Source organism: Mucilaginibacter yixingensis (assembly GCF_041080815.1).
In the GTDB taxonomy this organism is placed as follows: domain Bacteria; phylum Bacteroidota; class Bacteroidia; order Sphingobacteriales; family Sphingobacteriaceae; genus Mucilaginibacter; species Mucilaginibacter yixingensis.
Genome location: NZ_CP160205.1, coordinates 1,957,539 through 1,976,572 on the forward strand (window position 1 = coordinate 1,957,539; position 19,034 = coordinate 1,976,572).

The window sequence follows — 19,034 nt, forward strand, 5'->3', positions numbered from 1 at the left end:
ACCTTTGTAACCGCAAATCAAAAGCGGGACACGATAATGAAGAAAAGTTCGATCATTGGTTTAGTGGTAATTGCCATCGCCATAGCAGTTGTTATCAGTACTTACACAAATACAAGCACTTACGGTAATTTTGCCGAAGCGCAAAAAAGTCAGACATCATTGCAGGTGGTTGGTCATTTAAGCAAAGAGAAACCTTTGTATTATGATGCTACTAAAGATGCCAACTACTTTTCTTTTTATATGAAAGATAAAGCGGGTAAAGAGTGTAAAGTAGTTTTCATTGGCACCAAACCGCAGGATTTTGAACGTTCCGAGCAAATTGTACTTACCGGCAAAATGAAGGGTAGCGAGTTTCTGGCATCAAAAATTTTGATGAAATGTCCATCTAAATATACCCAGGATAAACTAGAAGAAACCGAAGTTAAATCAACCCAGCAAGCCAGCATATAAACCTTCTTAATGAATACAGCTTTTAAAGGCGAACACCTGCTGCCCGGCCATCTTGGGCAATTTTTTATAGTCCTGGCGTTTGGCGGTGCCTTATTTTCTGCCATCTGTTATTATTTCGCGGCAACCGATGCTAACAAGCTCGATAAAACGTGGTTGCGCATGGGCCGTTTGGGCTACTGGTTAAACACCTTGTCTGTTGTAGGCATAGGTGTTTGCTTGTTCTATATTATTTACAAAGGCTTATTTGAGTATCACTACGCATGGGCGCACTCATCACGTTCGTTGCCTGTGTATTATATCATTTCCAGCTATTGGGAAGGACAAGAGGGCAGCTTCTGGCTGTGGACCTTCTGGCAAGCGGTACTGGGTAATATCCTGATCTGGAAAGCCGGATCATGGGAGCGCCCGGTAATGGCGGTCATCTCCCTGTCGCAAGCTTTGATTGCTTCGATGCTGTTGGGGGTAAACATCTTCAATGTACGTATTGGTAGCTCTCCATTTATTTTGCTGCGCGATGCCATTGAGGGCCCAATTTTCAGTCGCCCTAACTACATGGATTACATTAAAGACGGTAACGGCCTTAATCCGCTGCTGCAAAACTATTGGATGGTTATTCACCCGCCAACCTTGTTTTTGGGTTTTGCCAGCATGGTAGTGCCTTTTGCTTATGGTATTGCCGGTCTTTGGAAAAAACGTTATAAAGAGTGGGTTCAGCCTGCAATCTCATATGCGCTGTTTGCGGTAATGGTGCTGGGTACCGGTATCATTATGGGTTCGTTCTGGGCTTATGAGTCGCTCAACTTTGGCGGTTATTGGGCTTGGGACCCTGTGGAGAATGCTTCGCTGATTCCGTGGCTGACACTGATTGGTGCCGTTCACGTCATGATCGTTTACAAAAACTCTGGTCATGCTTACTTTACGGCTTTGTTGCTTACGCTTATCAGCTTTGTGCTGGTGTTGTATGCATCGTTCCTAACCCGTAGCGGTATTTTGGGCGAAACATCTGTACATGCCTTTACAGATTTGGGTATGTTCTGGCACCTGGTGATAGATGTAGGTGTGTTCTTTGCGCTGATGGTGGTGATGATCATCGTGCGCTGGAAAGAACTGCCGATTAGCAAAAAAGAGGAAGAAACCTACTCGCGCGAGTTCTGGATGTTTGTGGGCGCGGTATTCCTGGGCTTGTCTTGTTTGCAACTGGTGGCCTATACCTCCATCCCGGTGTGGAATAAAATGTTTGGTACAAACATTGCCCCGGTAGAAGATAAGGTAACTCTTTACAATACCCTGCAAGGTGCTTTTGCTGTGGTGATTACCTTATTCATCGGCTTCACCCAGTTCCTGAAATATAAAAAGACCGATACTGGTAAATTCTTTATCACCGCTTTGGTTTACCTGGTGTTCGCGGTACTGCTTAGCGCGGTGCTGGTTTACATAACCGGTATCTATAAGCTGAAATTTATTTTCTGGCTGGTAATGATTGGCGCGGTTTATGCGCTGGTAGCTAACGGCAAGGTTTTAGGCGATGCCTTTAAAGGCAAGTACAAACTGGCCGGATCTGCTGTGGCGCACATTGGTTTTGCCTTGTTGCTGGTTGGTGCCCTGATTTCTGCCGGTACCAGCAAAGTGGTATCGCAAAATACCAGCGGTGAGCAGTACAGTGCCGAGTTTGCCAAAGCCAATAACCCGGCCGAGAATATTATGCTCTACAAAAACGAGCCGGTAAAAATGGGTGGCTACGAAGTAACCTACGTTGGTGATTCTATAGCCTTACCAAATCACTATTTTAAAGTTGATTACAAGAAGCGCGATGCCAGTGGTAAAGTAACCGAAGAGTTTGTGCTGAAACCAAACTCGCAGGCCAACCGCAAGATGGGTTTAGTGTCATCGCCTGATACTAAACACTACCTGCTGCACGATTTGTACACACACGTGAGCATGGCGCCAATTAAATATGACGATGAGCTGAACGGTACCGCAGGCGACGCTGGTCACGGTAGTGAGGCTGACGATGACAAAAACTATGATCCACCGGTAGTACATCAGACTGCCGTGGGTGATACGATCCGCTTCCGCGAAGGTTATATGGTACTGAAAGCTTTGAATAGCCAGGCGCACGTACAAAACATCGCCCTGTCTGGCAACGATGTAGCGGTAGGTGCTCAATTGGAAATCGTGTCGCACGGCAAAACTTACACTACCGAGCCGGTATTCATGATCAAAAATGGTAACGGTTTTGACTTTGCACGCAAGGTAGAAGATATTGGCTTGAAAGTACGTTTAACCAAGCTGCTGGTAAAAGGCCAGGATGCCCGCGCCGAAATCAGCGTGTATCAACAGCCTGAAAGCAAAAAGCAATACATTGTAATGCGCGCCATCAGCTTCCCTTATATCAACTTCTTTTGGTCGGGCACCATCATCATGGTGATTGGTTTCCTGCTGTCTATCTTTAGAAGGAATAAGGAGATGAAGAAGTCTTGAACCAGGATTTTAAGGATTTAAAAGATTGACAGGATTAATTTTGAATATATCCTCTATTAAAAATTATAAAAACGTCGGCTATGAAGTAATATCCGGCGTTTTTACGTTTAAAGAAGTGCAATTGATGATTGCTAAACTGCAAGAGTTTAGCAGGCAGGACAATCCTTTATTCAGGCGTAGTGAGGATCTGTTCGCCATACGTCAATTCCTGAAACAATTTCCTGAATTGCTGCCGGTTGTCTTTAATGATCGATTAAAACGCGTTATTCATGACCGCTTTAGTGACGAATACTTCATTGTAAAATCCATTTATTTCGATAAGCCCGGGGCGTCTAATTGGTTTGTGGCCTATCACCAGGATCTAACCATTTCTGTAGATAAAAAGAGCAACCTCCCCGGTTACGGCCCCTGGACGGTAAAGCACGAGCAATTTGCTGTGCAGCCTCCACTTGCTATACTTCAGGATAATTTTACCGTCCGTATTCATTTAGACGATACGGATGAGCAGAACGGTGCGCTGAAAGTGATCCCCGGTTCACATCTAAAAGGCATTTATCGCCCCGAAACCATCGATTGGACAACAGAACAGGAGGTAAGTTGTAATGTTCCGGCCGGAGGCATTATGCTGATGTCGCCATTGTTACTGCATGCATCGGGCCGCACTACTAATCAGCAGCAACGCAGGGTGCTGCATATAGAGTTTAGCCGGTCTGAATTAGCTGGTGGGTTAAGCTGGGCGGAGAAGGTAAATTGCTAAAGTAGGAGGCTTGTTTACAAATCTTTTTCTGTCTTAATCGTTCCGTAGGTAATTCCCAGATTGATGAACCACTTCTTCATCAGATCATATTTCTGATTGCACAACGTCCCGATAGAAAGTCGGTCATCGTTCATAGAGTGGCTTTCCATGCAATGAAAACATATTTGAATATAGTCAATTACTTTTCCATCCTTGTCGATAAAAACTACGGCGTTTCTGGGATCGTAACACCCGCCATGACCTTCAACATGGTAAGGAAAAGATGGGTTTCGCCAGTTGGTGTTATAAATCAGTTCTGTTAAGCCGTTAATCTGACTTTGGTTAATTTCTTTAGTTTCTATTAAAGTGGATCGATCAAGTGTGTCATGCGCTATTATTAAACCTTCTTTTCTATTGGTCGTATCTTTTGCCAATATTTTACTTCCATCGGCCATTGTTTTCCATATTTCATGTGGTGGTACCACTAATGGGTAGGAGACCGCAAGAATCTTTACAGCTTTGTTAAACGGGTATTTATTAAGGCGCTGGGCTAGTGAATATTTTTTTGTGTAAGTACAATCGTCATAGCTTGATCGATAACGGGCATCCAGCCATTGTATGGTATGGGGCTTTTTGGGTACCTTATTTGTTTTCGTTTGAGCAAGTAATGTGTTGCTGAAAATCACCAACCCCAATAATAGACTCAGCAACTTATTCATCGTCCCTTTTGATTGTACCAAATTGTACCCCCTGGTTAATAAACCATTTCTTTGCTAAATCCATTTTTTGGTAGCACTCAGTCCCAAGATTTATACGGCCAGATTTTGATTCATAATTTTGGCATGCAAAGCAAATCTGTATATAATCGAAGATCTTCCCGTTTTTATCAAAAAATAACAAGGCGTTTCTTGGAGCAAAACAGTTATAGCCGGGGTCCACACCATTATTGCCTTTTACGCGAAAATCGGTATTATAAATTAAGTTGGTTAAACTGCGTATTTGAGCTTTACTGAGTTTGACTAGCTCAACTATCGAGGTACCGTCTAAAGCCCCTTGTTTAATCCAAAGACCATATTTTAGGGTGTCTATTTGAGGAGTAGGGATGATTTTACCAAGACTATCTACACGTATTTCCTGGTTGGGTTGCCCTCCATTAAAATTGTGATAGGAAACAGCCAGAATAGTAACTGCCTCATTAAATGGATAGCGTTTAAGCCGCTCGCCTAAAGTGTATTTACTGTTAAATACGCAATCATCATGAGGGGAAACCATTGGATAAGCGTCATAGCGATATCGCTTACCTTTAGCTGGCTTCTTCGGCTGCGCACAAACAGCTACACCACAAAAACATAATAAAAGCAAGACAAGGTATTTAGGCATGCCCTAATTTACCTTTTTCTTCAAAAACTGCAATATCCTGCTGTTTACGGTGTCAGCCTGTTCAATCTGTGGGAGGTGACCTGCATCATCAACCGGGAAAAACTCTGTTTTGAGCACGGCCCGTACCGAGTCGCTAAAGCTGTAGGGAACTGTTTTGTCATCGCGCCCCCAAATGAGTAATACGGGTTTATGTCTGGTGTTTAGGAGCTTGTTTTCGCCGGCTCCGTCGCTTTCGTAATTGTACATGGTTGAAATGAGGGCGTTAACAAAGCCTTTGTATTGCATTTGTACATGGTATCGTTTTGCCCAGTCTGGGTGACGTTCAGGGTATTTAAAATCTGCCAGCTGGCTTTGAATGCGCTCTTTAGGGTGTATGCTTTCGTAGTAGCGGGCTATAAATTCAAACTTATCAGGCTCCATAGGTTGATAGGCCGGGTCTATCAGTATCACCTTGTCAACAAATTGAGGGTATTTCCCGGTAAAGTCGGTGGCCAATCGTCCGCCGAAAGAAACTCCGGCAAGTGTGACTGGCGTTTTAATGTGAAGTCTTCTAATTAGTTCTATCAGCTGGTTAAAGTAAAACCGCTGATCGTACTGGCCGTCCGGACGGTCGGAATAGCCGCGGCCGTAAAGGTCATAACGTAATACGCGGTATCCGGCTGCGGTTAGTTTGTTGTAGGTGCTGTCCCATATGTAATAGGGTACACTAAAGCCATGTAACAAAATTACGGTCTTGCCTGTGTCTGGGCCACCCAATTGGTAATGGGTTAGGCCGTCGCTTAATTTGATGTAACTACCACCGGCCGCTTTCCGGTCGGCATCTGTCAGGTTTTTTTTTTCTGAGTTCCGGTAAAGATACAGCGAGCCCAGAATCAAAATAGTTACTGCCGCCAGAAAAATAAACGGAATAGCAATAAGTTTTAAAAATCTCATTAGGGGGAAATGATTTATTATTGGTTAGTTAAATATAAATATTACTGCCAATAATTCACCATTTATTCGAACTTTGAATACTGTTATTATGCGTATTACAATTATAGGTTCGGGTAATGTGGCCACCCATCTTGCGGCTGCATTTAAAAATGCGGGGCACAATATTGTGCAGGTTTATAGTCGTAACATGCAAAACGCAGCCCTGCTGGCTTACCATGTTAAGGCCGAACCGATTGATAGTCTGGAGCAGATCAATCCCAAAACAGATCTGTTTGTTATCTCGGTAAAAGATGACGTGATTGGCGAGCTGGCCTGGGAGCTGGCCCGGTATCAAAAACTGATGGTGCATACCTCTGGCGCCACTGGCCTGCAAAAGCTGCTGGCCTATACAGAAAATGCGGGTGTGTTTTACCCATTGCAAACGTTTTCAAAAACCAAAGAGCTTGATTTTTGGCAGGTGCCCTTATGTTTAGAGGGGGCAGATGTAAAGATCACCAAAAAGTTGGAAACACTGGCGCGTACTATAAGTAACAACGTGTACCGGGTTGATTCTGCGCAATGTAAGGTATTACATCTCTCGGCGGTGTTCGCCTGTAATTTCCCTAATTACCTATATGATGTGGCCCGTCAATTGCTGCAGAAAAGTGAATTGCCATTTGATATGCTGCGCCCGCTGATTGCTGAGACCGCAGCCAAAGTTATGGAGCAATTACCGGCCGATGTGCAAACCGGTCCAGCTATAAGAAATGACCTAACTACCATGAATGCACACCTGCAAATGCTTGACGGTGAGCACGACTTACAGCAGGTGTACGAATTATTGAGTCAAGGTATTATCAAAATGGACAAAGGGGAGGTGGCAGACGGCTAATTTTATTACTTTTGCCACGATGAATATTTTTAAAGTTAAAATAAACTTTGAGGAAAAAGGGCTAGAGCCCATTGAGCTGCCCGTTGCCGAAGGCGAGTCTGTATTGGATGTTTGCCTTGACAATGGTATTGAATTGCAGCATAACTGTGGTGGTGTTTGCGGTTGCAGTACCTGCCATGTGTATGTAAACAAAGGGATGGACAACATCCAGGAAATATCAGATAAAGAAGAAGACTTTATTGACCGCGCTGTTAACCCGCGCATCAACTCTCGTTTGGGTTGCCAGTGCGTGCTGATTGATGGAGATATAGAGATCACTGTTCCGGATCAATCACAGTTTTTAGGACATTAACAATAACCGCTGACATACACTTTTTATGCAAGACAAATTTGCCCTGCCCATTCACTGGAACGATTACGAAGATATAGCCATGGGACTTTATGAAAAGTTTGGCGATGATTTCGACGAATCAAAAATATACCGTATCCGCTTTACCGATTTGTTAGAGTGGGTGCTATCTATCCCTCACTTTGCTGGTAAACGCGAAGAATCAAACGAAGGCCATCTGGAGCAGATCCAGAGCGCCTGGGTTTACGAGTGGCGCGATAACCAATAGATAAGTTTGCAGTAGGCAGTAGCCGTTATTAATTTATTGGAATTAAAAACGGCTACTATTTACTGAAGAACTGTCTATAACATAGTGAATACTGCTACTACTTACTGAAAACTGCTACTTAAAAATGGCCTTCTTAGACAAACTGCACGATATTAAAGCCTTTGTGTTTGATGTTGACGGCGTGCTCACTAACGGTGATGTTTACGTGACCGACAAAGGTGATCATTTCCGCCAGTTTAACATTAAAGATGGTTATGCGCTGCAATTGGCCGTAAAATGTGGTTATAAGGTTTGCGCCATCTCAGGTGCAGGCGCCGAGGCTATTCGCGTGAGGTTGAATAACCTGGGCGTGGAAGACGTTTATCTGTCTAGTAAAGACAAGCCCGAGGTTTTCCATAACTGGTTACAAGAAAACCAGCTCGATGCAACGCACGTACTCTTTATGGGCGATGATATTCCAGACCTGGGTCTGATGGGACTGGCTGGCTTACCTGTTTGCCCTGCCGATGCGGTTGAAGAAATTAAAGCCGCCAGTCAATATATTTCACCTATCCCAGGTGGTAAAGGCTGCGTGCGCGATGTGATAGAGAAAGTGATGAAGGTGCAGGGCAACTGGATGGGAGCTGAGGCATATAGCTGGTAGTAATGAGTTCATGGATGATGGTTCATTGTTCATGGAAAAAGAAATAAATACTTTTGGGAACTATGAACCATCATCTATCAACTATGAACACACCTAAAATCATTCTCGCTTCTAAATCTCCTCGCCGCCAGGAACTGCTGCGCTTGATGGATCTTGATTTTGAGATCGTACTGAAAGAGGTTGACGAAAGTTACCCCGACGGCCTCACCCCGGAAGAAATTGCCGTTTACATTGCCGAAAAGAAAGCCCTTGCTTTTGATGGCGATGCCTATAATCAGATTGTTTTGACGGCCGATACCATTGTGGCTATTGATAACCAGATACTTGGCAAACCCAATGATGCTGCCCATGCGATAGAAATGCTGCAAACGCTATCTGGCCGTGTGCACCGTGTGGTTACCGGCGTGTGCTTAACCTACCAGGGTAAAGTCAATAAATTTTATGATGTGTCTGAAGTTTTCTTTCGTCCGTTTAAAGACCAGGAAATCATCAGCTACGTAGAAAAATACAAACCATTTGATAAAGCCGGCTCATACGGCATCCAGGAGTGGATTGGTCTGGTGGGTATACAGCGTATCAATGGCTCTTATACCAACGTAGTGGGTTTGCCTACCGAGAAGTTGCATCAACAGTTATTGGCGATTCAGAATTAGAGGATCGTCGGGTTGAAGTTATAAAGGAAGGGTGTCATGTTGAGCTTGTCGAAACACGTGCTTAAGGTCGCGCGCGCTTCGACAACTTCAGGATGACACCCTAGTTCTTTTAATACCCTGTAAATCCTGAATGGCTCAGTTCATTCGCCCTTTCCACATTCTTGGATATGCCATTCCATATTTCAATAAACATACCGTAGCACAATTGTTTCAGGCTGATAATATTTGCACATTTGTAGATATGCACTTCCTGTATCCGGCTTTTCTTTTCGCTTTGGTTTCGCTGGCAATCCCGGTTATTGTGCATTTGTTCAACTTCCGTAAATACCAGAAAGTCTATTTCAGTAATGTTCAGTTTTTAAAAGAACTACAGGAGCAGCAGGCCTCGCGCCGCAACCTGAAAGAACGATTGATTTTAGCTGCGCGATTATTAGCCTTATTGTTTCTAATCCTGGCTTTTGCCCGGCCTTATATTCCGGCTTCGCAAACCGTAACGGCAGGTAAGCAACAGGTAGCCAGTATATTTATTGATAACTCATACTCCATGCAAACCCTCAGCAAAGAGGGATCATTGCTGGACGAAGCTAAGCATCACGCCAAAGAAATTGCGGCGGCTTACGGGATGAATGATCGCTTCCAACTGCTGACGCAGGATTTTGAAGGTAAGCACCAGCGCTTACTCAGCCGTGACGAGTTTAATGACGCGGTAGATGCTGTAAAGATTAGTCCGCAAAGCCGCACCTTACAACAGATTGTTAACCGGCAGGAAGGCTTGCTGAAGATGCAGGCGCCGGGGAGTGCTATTTATATCCTGTCCGACTTTCAGTCGAATATGGGTAAGCAAGCATTGATGGGCGTCGATAAAAGTACCAAAGTTAACTTTATCAGGCTAGATGCCAATAAATTGCCTAACCTGGCGGTTGATTCTGCCTGGTTGCTAAGCGCCGTGCACCGGCCGGATGATAATGAGAAACTGGTAGTGCGTCTGCACAATTACTCAGATGAACAGGCCGAAAGAGTGCCATTGAAGCTGACCATTAACGGTCAGCAAAAAGCATTGGGCAGCTTTACCATCCCAGCGCGGTCCGTTCAAAATGATACCATGAGTTTTTCAGGATTGAAGGCTGGCTGGCAACAGGGCGAGCTCACGCTGCAGGATAATCCGGTTACGTTTGATAATCGGTTTTTCTTCACGTTCAACGTAAAACAACAACTGCCCGTACTGCTGATTAACGGCGGTGTGTCTAATCCGTATTTGGCAGCTATCTTCAATACTGATAAATTTTTTGTGGCTAGTACCGTGCAGGATGGCAATGTAGACTATGCAGGCCTCAGCAAATATCCGGCAATTGTGGTGAGTGATGTTAAAACGATATCGCCTGGCCTGGCCCAACAACTCAAGGTTTACGTTAACAAAGGCGGTAATTTGGTGTTTTTTCCAGCGGCAGACGCGGATATGGCTAATAACCGGAGTTTCCTGCAGGCGCTTAATGCCGCTTATCCGGAGCGTTTGGTAACTGAGCCTACCAGGGTGACCGACATTAACGTAAAAAGCAATTTGTTTAAAGGCGTGTTTGAGCAAATGCCAGAGCACCCCGATTTGCCGGTGATTAAGAAATATTATCAGCTGAGTCATGCCGGCAATACGGTGACCGAGGGTTTGATGCAGTTGCAAGGCAATCAACCTTTCTTTTCGCTGTACCGTTCCGGCAGAGGAAGTGTCTACCTATCCGCAGTTGCCTTGACCGAGGATTTTAGTAACCTGCCACGCCACGCGTTGCTGTTGCCAATGCTGTTTAGGATTGCCTTGTTGAGCAGTAATGATCAGCCTTTGTTTTATACGCTCGGGCGCGACGAGAATATTGAATTGCCCCCTATACAGGTGGGCGAAAAACAGGTATTGAAGCTGATACATAATGGCACCAGTATTATTCCCGATGCGCGGCAACAGGAGGGAAGTACGATACTTTACATCTCAGATCAACTGAAAGAGACCGGCAATTATCAGCTAAAAATGCAGGACAGTACACTTGCGCAATTAGCATTTAATGATAACCGGAAAGAATCAGACCTGAGTTACCTTACGCCAACTGATCTCAAAAATATTTTCCCGCAAGGCGAAATGATTAATGGTGCTAAGCCAAGTTTAAAATCAGAAATTTCTGGTTTGAATTTAGGCACGCAGTTATGGAAACTTTGCATAATTTTGGCGTTGATATTTCTGGCAGCCGAAATTGTGCTCATCAGATATTTTAAAACAGACCGGCAGGCCGCAAATGCGCCTGTTTAAACTACTACACCTGCATGAATTTGCTCATCACATCAGCCATTATTATTGATCCAAATTCACCTTTTCATCAGCAAACGGCTGATATCTTGATTGAAGACGGTCGCATTAAACAGATTGGTCAAGGCCTATCATCAGACTTTGAAAAATTTGACGCCACCGGTAAATACGTTGCGCCGGGTTTCTTTGACCTGAACTGCAACATTGGCGAGCTGGGACTAGAAACCAAAGAAGATCTGCAAACCGGTACCCGCGCCGCTGCCGCAGGCGGTTTTACTGGCCTGGCGCTAATGCCTAACAGTAACCCACCCGTGCACTCAAAAGCCGAAGTGGAGTACCTGCGCAATAAAGCCAAAGGCAACCTGGTTGATGTTTATCCGCTGGGCACCATCTCGCAAAAACGCGAGGGTAAAGATCTGGCCGAACTGTATGATATGTACCAAAGTGGCGCCAAGGCTTTTACTGATGGTAACCGCCCCGTGCAGGATGCCGGCTTAATGGAGCGCGCGCTGTTGTACGCCCAGGGCTTTGACGCATTGATTTTCTCTTATCCTGAAGATACTGCCATAGCCGGCAAAGCTAAAGTGCACGAAGGCGAGGTGAGCACTTTGTTGGGGATGAAAGGTATCCCATCATTAGCTGAAGAGCTGATGATAGCCCGCGATTTGTACCTGGCCGAATACACCGGCTCGCCCATACACTTTAGTACCGTATCTACCAAACGCTCGGTAGAACTTATTGCCGAGGCAAAAAAACGAGGCCTGAAAGTAACCGCCGACGTAGCTGCGCATCATTTGGTACTGACAGACGAAAGTTTGATGGGCTTTGATAGCCATTATAAAGTTAAACCGCCGCTGCGCACACAAAGCGATGTGGATGCGCTGGTAGCCGGTTTAAAAGATGGCACTATTGACGCCATTGTAACACAGCATACACCGCACGAAATTGAATTTAAAGATGTAGAGTTTGAGATTGCCGAGTACGGCATGATTGCCCTGCAAACTACTTTTGCAATTGCCTTGAAAGCCGGATTGAGCGTAGAAACCATTGTTGAAAAAATGGCTGTTAACCCGCGCCGTATCTTAAACGTAGAGGCCGCTGGCATCGCCGAAGGCAATGCCGCTAACCTGGTGGTACTGGATGCTGCCAAACAGTGGGAATTTAATCGTGCTGATAATCAATCAAAATCAAATAATTCGCCGTTCATTGGGCAACAATTAACCGGTGCGGCTTTGTTAACGTGTAATAATAACCAGGTTTTTAAATCTAACCTTTAAAAAATATGACCGACCCAAAAGTAAAAGCAGCCATCAGCGCCGCGTTGAGCACCTTTGCCAAATATGGCGAAAGCATTGATGTAGCAGCACTTACCGCCAAGTTTGATACCGTGTTTTCTTCTGAAGAAGAGTTTATGGACAAGGTAGATGACCTTGACGAGGTATTTGACGATGAGCCTAAACTGGAAGCCCTGCGCGAGGTTTTCTTTGACCTGCTGATGGTAAACTTTTTCAGTGCTGATGTTGTGCGCCTGGAAGAAGATTACCTGGATACCCCTGAATGGGAAGCTATTGAGGAAGAAACTTTAGACCGCGGTACTGAATTGTTGAATCTGCTGCTTTATTTAACAGAGTGCGCAGATGAAGACATTGAGCCAGGATTGGAAGATTACCTGAAAGAGTTTTTATTGGTTGATGACGATGAGTTTCAGGATGAATACAGCATCTACGAACCGATAATTGAAAACCAGATACTGATTGAAAGCCCGGCATCAGAAATTGCCAAAGTGGCGTCAAAACTGCCTGATAATTCTGAACTGAAAGAACTGTTCTATCCAATTATGTGCTTCTTCCAGCAGCCTGATGGATCGGCGGAAGCAGAAACAGAGGCAGCAGCAAGTGCTCCATTTGATAAATCATTCGAGATGGCGGTATACCAGGTTTTAGTTAACTTCAGATAAACTAAGACATCATGGAAGACCAAACCCTTGAACAAAAAATAAAAAAAGCAGCGGTGCCTAGCGGCCTGATCTACGGCATTGTGTCGTTGGTGATGGCTATTGCGGCTTTCTATTACATTGTTGGCGTTGCCAATTCGCTAGTGGGCTTAACGGTAGTGCCTTTTATATTATCTGTAATTGTGCCGATTGCCGCGGCGGTATTTTTGACGCTCGATCTGAGAAAGAGAATTGGCGGCTTTTGGAACTTCCGCCAGGCGGTTACCGGCATCTTCATTGTGTTTTTTATAGGTTTCTGGGTAAGCTATTTGGGCAGAGATTTTCTCTTTGCCAAGCTAATTGAGCCCGATATGGTAACCAAAACAGAGAACGCCTTTGTTGCACCGATGACCAAAATGCTGGAAAAAAGCGGTGCCGATCAGGATAAAATTGATCAGCAGTTAGATAAATTCAAACAGAATTTTGAGACCCAGAAAGTGATGACCGTTGGCTCCGTAGTAAAAAACGTTACGATAGCCATTATCCTCACCTTTGTTTTTTCGCTCATCTTCGCAGCTATCTTTAAGAGAGAACCGCCGCTGTTTGATACACCGGTTGAAGAAGCTACTACCTGATAGTATAAGCAACTAAGAAATAAAAATCCCCGCAGTGTTTCTGCGGGGATTTTTTTGTTGTTTCCGTTTTCATTGATCGGCTAAATGGTTTTACAACCATCGGTTATAATTGCTATTTTTGCACCGATGACCAACAAGAAAGAAGATTACTCGTTCTGGACCAAATACAAGCGTTTTGCGGGTAACGAGGTGTTGTTATACGTTGTAATGATTATCGGCATTATAGCTGGTATCATTATGTTTAGTTAAGCTTGGTAAACACCACCTGGTAATTATCAGCATGGGATACGGCTTCATAAAAATCAATCAGGTTTTCGTATTCGTCTTTGTTAAAAGTACCGTCATTTAACTGTAGACGTCTTTTCAAGGTAAGTTTATTACCTGTTAAGCTCATATTCAGTTTGTAGGTCCCAAACGGCTTTTCAATATTCTTGCTAATCAGGTCTTTATCTAATTTATAGCCTTCGGGTAGGGTGTAGGTAAATTCATCCTCATCTACATATCCCCGGTTAATATATACGTCTCTAGACCGGTTGCGCACGTCATCTGGCACGTAGTTGTGCCTGTCGGCCAGATTGGGTAAAAAGTAAACCCGGCCGTTATTGTCGGTAGCAAAATCTACAGCTTTTAAGCTCATTGTTTCTGTGGTAACCGGTGTTTCGCTTTTAAGTTTAGTAAAGTTAAGGTGTTGTACATCCAGGTTATTGATATTATACTCATCGTGAATGTCTTTTACCTGCTCTTCGTAGGATTCGCTTATCAAATGATCGCGATTGTCAAATTCGGTGCCGGCAAAAGTGGTTTTCATATCGCCAGACAGTAATCCGGTATTACTAATAGTAAATTGGCCTGTACGGTGTGTCAGGTTTTCCTGCGGCGCATAACGGCGCGTGTGCATCAGCTTACCGCCCTCTGGCGTACAGGCTAATACCACGCGGTCATCGGTAAAATCGCCAATAAAGCCGAAAGGATTGGTACGACTGGTGCATTCTACCCAGGTGGTATCGTTTTTAAAGGGAACACAAAGAATAATGTGGTTACCTTCCATGCTGGCAAAATCAGTGGTCATGCTGCGTTTTACAGCGCGTTCGCCATAAACCACACAATACCAGGCATCAATACCTACGGTTTTAAGTAATGCCTTGGTATAGTTTACCAGCGCCTTGCAATCGCCGTAGCCGTTTTGATCTACATCAGTAGCGGTAAACGGCTGATAGCCGCCTATACCCACCTGAATGCTTACATAGCGCGTTTTCTGCTGCACAAACTCATAGATTTTACGAGCCTTTTCTTTAGGGTCTGTAATGTTTGCCGTTATCTCTTTGATATGATCGGCTGTCTCCTGAGGCACCACATCCCGACCGGTCAGCAGTTTATCATAGATCCATTTACCCAGACTGTTCCAATCGGTAAATACCCCCTCGTAACCATCATAAAAGAAATCAGACGAAGTGATGCGCACATCAGGCATAAACTTATCTGCCGACGGACTCATAGGCTCCTTGCGGTATGCATTAATATTTGATGCGTTCCAGGTATAGACAATCATCCCATTTTTGGTGGTAGATGTTGTCATCTTCTGCGGAATGTTTGACTCTTTGATGTTGATCTTCAAACTGGGTTTAGCAATAAACGTATATGAGCTGTTTTGCACGCTTAAGCCAAAATCGCATGGGCTCCATTCATGAAAATACATCGTTTGCCGGTTGCGCGTTTCATAATCATACTCAACGGTAAAAGGGTAGGTTGATACCGGCGGCGCAAAATATTTAACGCGTGTATCCAAGAAAAGCGAGAAACCATCAGCCGCAGAAAAGTCTTTCATGTCCCGCTCGTTAAATTTTCCCACCAATTTGCCATCCGCGTCATATATCGTTCCTTTTACGTTTTTGATGGAGGCCATTTTGTCATAATATAGATATAACGATGCTTTGTCGGCACCGCTTTTATTCAGTACCGTTATGGCTTTTTTGCAATGATAACTGTAGCTATACTGGTCATCGGCCTGCAGGGTCTGTTCGCTGGTGCGTACTACTGCTCCCGCGTACGATAAAAGCGGCTTTGGGATCAGGCTTACGTTATAATCGGCTTGCTGCGCAACGCTTTTCAATGTAAGGAAGCACAGACCTGTAAAAAACAATAATCTTCTCATTTCTTCTTAAATACCACTTCTGCGCTTTCTGCCTGGATAATTTTATTATACATCTCCTTAAGATAAGGATACTCCTCTGATGAGTATAACGAACGGTTAAACTGGATGGAATAACTGCAGTTAAACCCGTCGTCAGTAGGGGTGTAGCCTAACAGGAAGCGGCCGCCCTGGTTTGGCAGTGCCAGGCCTACTTGCTGTGGTAACGCTTCTGTGGTCATCTTATCCGGCAGGTGCACGGTGAGGATAAATCGCTCTTCAGACGGTGCGCCACAATCTACCGGGAAGGTACGCTCTGCTAATTTGAAAGGGTTGCTGGTAGTACGATCATACAGGAATGGGTTGAAAGACAAGCGCTTATCATTCTGCATATCATCATAAGCGTTAATCTCAATCTCGTATTTTTCAGCAAGTGGCTGCTCCAGACTGTCAAGGTTGTGAATTTCTGATTTCAGAATCTTCATTTTTTTAAGACGATTGTCCAGATCCTCTACATACTCATCTACAGTATTAAAGTTTTTAATTTGCTTGCGCTTATTGTAGGCGTCATAACCTCTTGAGTAGCAGGTCATAGAGCCTTTAAGTTTGCCGTCGTCGGTGAGCTTTAAATCAAAAGCATAAGTTTTGGTCTGCTTTTCGGCCTTCAGATCAATCCAGTATGATGGTTTATCCAGGCTCATTACCCTGCCCTGATCATTCATACATTTTAAAGGCAGCAGACCAAAGGGAAGTAAAGGGTCTGTTGCATCCAGCAGGTAACTCTGGTCGCCAATGTTAGCTTTTGCTATTACATAGTTAAAGTCAGAAATACCGGGATATAATTTATTAATTACGCCATTATTACGGGTAGATAGCAGCACTGCTTCTGTATTAATACCGGCCGCATTGAGCGCCGCAACCAGCGATAAATTGATATCGGCCACAGAGCCTGAATGCGAGTCAAACGCTTTGCGTATGCCATCATCACTGCCAATACTATAAATGTTGTTCCAGCGATAGTTTTTTTGTACAAACTCAAAAATGGCTTTGGCTTTTTCCAGCGGATCTGTAGTATTTGCGCCCACGCCTTTAATCCGGTCTTTCATCAGTTCGGTACGCCGCAACTGGGAGCCAAATGATTCGTTGTGCTTCAGGTCATAGTCAATGTCTTTCCACTCTTTGGTAACCTTTGTTCTGGCACCTGTTTCAAAATTGGTATATTCTGATAACTCGAAATTAATAGCCGACATAAAGTTTTTAGGCGATGTCATGAACGCCTCTTCTTTAAATGCCGGGATGTCTGTCATGATATAAGTAATCTTTGAACAGTCGCACTTAATGCCATTAAATGAAAAGCAGTCGCGATCTATATCAGAGTTTACTTTGGTTAGCTTTAGTGCTCCGCGCAATGATGCATTGTAAACATATATGCCCGGTATATGCACTTCATACTCTGAGTAGATTTTAGGAATATCAGCCTGGAAATTCCACTCTTTAAAGCTCCATCGGCGTGGTGATTCCAGTGTGTATTTATATTCAATAACACAACCTTTTGTTAAGTGCGGCAGGGCGAAGCTTAACTGGTCATAGTATCTGTTTAGCTTGGTATGGAAAATGTTTTTAGGATCTAATTCCGCTTGTCGCAACAAGTTGTTTTCATCCCGGTAATAGGTTATCGCTTTAATATCTCTTACAGATTCGAAATAGTTGTCGTCTTCTTTGTAAAGAGGAATTTTAACGTCGCCCCATTCGCGAAATGCTTCGGGATTCAGAATTTTAATTTTAACATGGTACTCGTGAATAAGCGGAATATGATCTGCACTACTGATCCATGTTTTGCCAAATTCTTTCAAAACCACGGCCTGTGCGCTGGTGTCTTTGGCATACTTAGTCATGTCTACATCGGCTCTGTCAACTTCGCCAAATTCAAAATCCTGGGCTTGGCAAAAACCAAAAGACAATGCAAAGACAAGGAATAGGAAGGTTCTTTTCATCAGAAATTAATTGTAATAAGTAGGTATTGAAGGTATAACTTCCACCTTAATAATTAAAAAAAAATTAAAAATTATTGCCTTGTAAACTTCGGCCATTTGGCCGACCTTTGCGATTACAATTATCTAATGAAACTAAACTTAAAAAGGCCGCTGGCTTTCTTTGATATTGAGGCTACCGGAGTAAATCTGGGTGTTGACCGCATTGTAGAACTATCTGTAATTAAACTGCATCCTGACGGTAGTGAAGAGGTAAAAACCTGGCGCGTTAACCCGGGCATGCCTATTCCGCTGGAAGCCTCATTGATCCATGGTATTTATGATACCGATATTGCTGCATCTCCTTTGTTTGCTGCAATAGGTGCAGAAATTGCCGCATTTATTGATGTGAGTGATTTGGCTGGTTATAATTCAAATAAATTTGATATCCCGATGCTGATGGAAGAGTTTATGCGTGCGGGTATTGAGTTTGATCTGGATCAACGCCATTTTGTTGATGTGCAAAATATTTTTCACCAGATGGAGCAACGTACGCTAAAGGCCGCCTACCAATTCTATTGCAGTAAAGATATAGTTAATGCGCACAGCGCAGAGGCCGATACCCGTGCTACCATGGAAGTTTTGCTGGCACAAATTGCCCGTTATGAAGCCACCGAATGGGAGGATAAACAAGGCAACAAGCGCATTCCGATTGTAAACGATATTGAAGCGTTGCATAAGTTTACCAACCTGCACAACACGGTTGATTTTGCCGGTCGGATGGTTTATAACGAAAATGGCGAAGAGCTGTTCAACTTTGGCAAGCACAAAGGCAAAAAGGTAGAAGATGTTTTTGCTATTGAGCCAAGTTACTACTCCTGGATGATGCAAGGCGATTTTCCACTTTATACAAAACGTAAGCTAGAAGCTATTTATAACCGTTGGAATGCCAAGCGTCAGGCAGAACGGCAAAGTCGCCCGCCACAGCCAAAACCTGCCGGTGACGCTGCTGCGCCAAAAGCAGATGCGCCGCCGTCACAAAATCAGCAGCCTAAGCAGAATTTTCAGCAACGCCCAAACAATAACTACAAAGGCAACAACCACAACAATAACCGCCCGTTTAAGCGCGACGACAAGCCTGCAGCGCCAGTTAATGACGATATGCTGCAGCAGTTGAAAGATAAGTTCAAGAAGAGCTGAGGCGGGTATTGAAGATTAGAAATTAGAGATTGGTGATCTCTATATAAAAAGAAAAGGAAGCACGATATGCTTCCTTTTCTTTTTATAAATCATTTGCAGTCGCTTGGCTCCAGCCGA

19 protein-coding genes are annotated in these 19,034 nt (G+C 44.0%); 14 read left to right on the forward strand and 5 right to left on the reverse strand.

What is annotated here, in order from left to right:
* Positions 1-36 precede the first annotated feature (36 nt).
* Genes ABZR88_RS07880 through ABZR88_RS07890 form a run of 3 tightly spaced genes read left to right on the forward strand, consistent with a single transcriptional unit; the run spans position 37 to position 3,688 of the window.
* The gene (locus ABZR88_RS07880) at positions 37-450 is read left to right on the forward strand and encodes a cytochrome c maturation protein CcmE (RefSeq protein ID WP_107830802.1); all 414 of its coding nucleotides are present in this window, start codon (positions 37-39) and stop codon (positions 448-450) included.
* 9 nt (positions 451-459) lie between these two features.
* Positions 460-2,931, forward strand: a complete 2,472-nt coding sequence (gene ccsA / locus ABZR88_RS07885; protein WP_107830804.1) for a cytochrome c biogenesis protein CcsA — start codon at positions 460-462, stop codon at positions 2,929-2,931.
* A 25-nt stretch (positions 2,932-2,956) separates the two neighbouring features.
* A complete protein-coding gene (locus tag ABZR88_RS07890) occupies positions 2,957-3,688 on the forward strand; it encodes a phytanoyl-CoA dioxygenase family protein (RefSeq protein WP_369434711.1) in 732 nt (243 codons plus the stop codon).
* Between the two features lie 14 nt (positions 3,689-3,702).
* Here ABZR88_RS07890 and ABZR88_RS07895 read toward each other — a convergent pair whose 3' ends face one another.
* From ABZR88_RS07895 to ABZR88_RS07905, 3 genes are read right to left on the reverse strand one after another with little or no spacing between them, the layout of a single operon-like run.
* The gene (locus ABZR88_RS07895; RefSeq protein WP_107830808.1) at positions 3,703-4,386 is read right to left on the reverse strand and encodes a hypothetical protein; all 684 of its coding nucleotides are present in this window, start codon (positions 4,384-4,386) and stop codon (positions 3,703-3,705) included.
* Complete coding sequence (locus ABZR88_RS07900; protein WP_107830810.1) at positions 4,379-5,047, reverse strand: hypothetical protein; 669 nt, start codon at positions 5,045-5,047, stop codon at positions 4,379-4,381. The genes ABZR88_RS07895 and ABZR88_RS07900 overlap by 8 nt, the downstream gene beginning before the upstream one ends.
* A 3-nt stretch (positions 5,048-5,050) precedes the next feature.
* Entirely contained in the window at positions 5,051-5,980 is a 930-nt protein-coding gene (locus tag ABZR88_RS07905) for an alpha/beta fold hydrolase (protein ID WP_107830812.1), read from the reverse strand.
* An 88-nt stretch (positions 5,981-6,068) separates the two neighbouring features.
* Between ABZR88_RS07905 and ABZR88_RS07910 the strand changes: the two genes are divergently transcribed.
* From ABZR88_RS07910 to ABZR88_RS07955, 10 genes are all read left to right on the forward strand, one after another.
* Positions 6,069-6,851 (forward strand): Rossmann-like and DUF2520 domain-containing protein, encoded by a 783-nt coding sequence (locus tag ABZR88_RS07910; protein WP_107830814.1) that lies wholly within the window; start codon positions 6,069-6,071, stop codon positions 6,849-6,851.
* A gap of 19 nt (positions 6,852-6,870) precedes the next feature.
* Positions 6,871-7,203: a 2Fe-2S iron-sulfur cluster-binding protein gene (locus tag ABZR88_RS07915; RefSeq protein ID WP_107830816.1), complete on the forward strand. Its 333-nt coding sequence runs from the start codon at positions 6,871-6,873 to the stop codon at positions 7,201-7,203.
* Between the two features lie 25 nt (positions 7,204-7,228).
* On the forward strand, positions 7,229-7,468 hold the full coding sequence (gene iscX / locus ABZR88_RS07920) for a Fe-S cluster assembly protein IscX (protein ID WP_107830818.1): 240 nt from the start codon (positions 7,229-7,231) through the stop codon (positions 7,466-7,468).
* Positions 7,469-7,592: 124 nt separating this feature from the next.
* Positions 7,593-8,111: an HAD family hydrolase gene (locus ABZR88_RS07925; RefSeq protein WP_107830820.1), complete on the forward strand. Its 519-nt coding sequence runs from the start codon at positions 7,593-7,595 to the stop codon at positions 8,109-8,111.
* A gap of 83 nt (positions 8,112-8,194) precedes the next feature.
* Complete coding sequence (locus tag ABZR88_RS07930; protein ID WP_107830822.1) at positions 8,195-8,764, forward strand: Maf family nucleotide pyrophosphatase; 570 nt, start codon at positions 8,195-8,197, stop codon at positions 8,762-8,764.
* Between the two features lie 130 nt (positions 8,765-8,894).
* A complete protein-coding gene (locus ABZR88_RS07935; protein ID WP_107830824.1) occupies positions 8,895-11,054 on the forward strand; it encodes a BatA domain-containing protein in 2,160 nt (719 codons plus the stop codon).
* A gap of 14 nt (positions 11,055-11,068) precedes the next feature.
* Entirely contained in the window at positions 11,069-12,328 is a 1,260-nt protein-coding gene (locus ABZR88_RS07940; RefSeq protein WP_107830826.1) for a dihydroorotase family protein, read from the forward strand.
* A 5-nt stretch (positions 12,329-12,333) separates the two neighbouring features.
* Positions 12,334-13,008 (forward strand): hypothetical protein, encoded by a 675-nt coding sequence (locus ABZR88_RS07945; RefSeq protein ID WP_107830828.1) that lies wholly within the window; start codon positions 12,334-12,336, stop codon positions 13,006-13,008.
* Positions 13,009-13,019: 11 nt separating this feature from the next.
* Positions 13,020-13,619 (forward strand): DUF4199 domain-containing protein, encoded by a 600-nt coding sequence (locus ABZR88_RS07950; RefSeq protein ID WP_107830830.1) that lies wholly within the window; start codon positions 13,020-13,022, stop codon positions 13,617-13,619.
* A gap of 126 nt (positions 13,620-13,745) precedes the next feature.
* Positions 13,746-13,868, forward strand: a complete 123-nt coding sequence (locus ABZR88_RS07955) for a hypothetical protein (RefSeq protein WP_281260213.1) — start codon at positions 13,746-13,748, stop codon at positions 13,866-13,868.
* Here the strand turns inward: ABZR88_RS07955 and ABZR88_RS07960 are convergent.
* Together ABZR88_RS07960 and ABZR88_RS07965 are read right to left on the reverse strand one after the other, a co-directional pair.
* The gene (locus ABZR88_RS07960; RefSeq protein WP_107830832.1) at positions 13,861-15,771 is read right to left on the reverse strand and encodes a DUF3857 domain-containing protein; all 1,911 of its coding nucleotides are present in this window, start codon (positions 15,769-15,771) and stop codon (positions 13,861-13,863) included. The genes ABZR88_RS07955 and ABZR88_RS07960 overlap by 8 nt on opposite strands.
* Positions 15,768-17,741, reverse strand: a complete 1,974-nt coding sequence (locus ABZR88_RS07965; protein ID WP_107830834.1) for a DUF3857 domain-containing protein — start codon at positions 17,739-17,741, stop codon at positions 15,768-15,770. The genes ABZR88_RS07960 and ABZR88_RS07965 overlap by 4 nt, the downstream gene beginning before the upstream one ends.
* Positions 17,742-17,867: 126 nt before the next feature.
* Between ABZR88_RS07965 and ABZR88_RS07970 the strand changes: the two genes are divergently transcribed.
* Entirely contained in the window at positions 17,868-18,917 is a 1,050-nt protein-coding gene (locus ABZR88_RS07970) for a 3'-5' exonuclease (RefSeq protein ID WP_107830836.1), read from the forward strand.
* Positions 18,918-19,034 lie beyond the last annotated feature (117 nt).

What these genes read in the sequence shown, in the direction of transcription:
- ABZR88_RS07905 (WP_107830812.1), bottom strand. Translation starts at nt 5,980, where the DNA reads ATGAGATTTTTAAAACTTATTGCTATTCCGTTTATTTTTCTGGCGGCA.
- ABZR88_RS07900 (WP_107830810.1), bottom strand. Translation starts at nt 5,047, where the DNA reads ATGCCTAAATACCTTGTCTTGCTTTTATTATGTTTTTGTGGTGTAGCT.
- ABZR88_RS07950 (WP_107830830.1), top strand. Translation starts at nt 13,020, where the DNA reads ATGGAAGACCAAACCCTTGAACAAAAAATAAAAAAAGCAGCGGTGCCT.
- ccsA (WP_107830804.1), top strand. Translation starts at nt 460, where the DNA reads ATGAATACAGCTTTTAAAGGCGAACACCTGCTGCCCGGCCATCTTGGG.
- ABZR88_RS07935 (WP_107830824.1), top strand. Translation starts at nt 8,895, where the DNA reads ATGGCTCAGTTCATTCGCCCTTTCCACATTCTTGGATATGCCATTCCA.
- ABZR88_RS07965 (WP_107830834.1), bottom strand. Translation starts at nt 17,741, where the DNA reads ATGAAAAGAACCTTCCTATTCCTTGTCTTTGCATTGTCTTTTGGTTTT.
- ABZR88_RS07880 (WP_107830802.1), top strand. Translation starts at nt 37, where the DNA reads ATGAAGAAAAGTTCGATCATTGGTTTAGTGGTAATTGCCATCGCCATA.
- ABZR88_RS07940 (WP_107830826.1), top strand. Translation starts at nt 11,069, where the DNA reads ATGAATTTGCTCATCACATCAGCCATTATTATTGATCCAAATTCACCT.
- ABZR88_RS07960 (WP_107830832.1), bottom strand. Translation starts at nt 15,771, where the DNA reads ATGAGAAGATTATTGTTTTTTACAGGTCTGTGCTTCCTTACATTGAAA.
- ABZR88_RS07930 (WP_107830822.1), top strand. Translation starts at nt 8,195, where the DNA reads ATGAACACACCTAAAATCATTCTCGCTTCTAAATCTCCTCGCCGCCAG.
- ABZR88_RS07945 (WP_107830828.1), top strand. Translation starts at nt 12,334, where the DNA reads ATGACCGACCCAAAAGTAAAAGCAGCCATCAGCGCCGCGTTGAGCACC.
- ABZR88_RS07915 (WP_107830816.1), top strand. Translation starts at nt 6,871, where the DNA reads ATGAATATTTTTAAAGTTAAAATAAACTTTGAGGAAAAAGGGCTAGAG.
- ABZR88_RS07925 (WP_107830820.1), top strand. Translation starts at nt 7,593, where the DNA reads ATGGCCTTCTTAGACAAACTGCACGATATTAAAGCCTTTGTGTTTGAT.
- ABZR88_RS07955 (WP_281260213.1), top strand. Translation starts at nt 13,746, where the DNA reads ATGACCAACAAGAAAGAAGATTACTCGTTCTGGACCAAATACAAGCGT.
- iscX (WP_107830818.1), top strand. Translation starts at nt 7,229, where the DNA reads ATGCAAGACAAATTTGCCCTGCCCATTCACTGGAACGATTACGAAGAT.
- ABZR88_RS07910 (WP_107830814.1), top strand. Translation starts at nt 6,069, where the DNA reads ATGCGTATTACAATTATAGGTTCGGGTAATGTGGCCACCCATCTTGCG.
- ABZR88_RS07895 (WP_107830808.1), bottom strand. Translation starts at nt 4,386, where the DNA reads ATGAATAAGTTGCTGAGTCTATTATTGGGGTTGGTGATTTTCAGCAAC.
- ABZR88_RS07970 (WP_107830836.1), top strand. Translation starts at nt 17,868, where the DNA reads ATGAAACTAAACTTAAAAAGGCCGCTGGCTTTCTTTGATATTGAGGCT.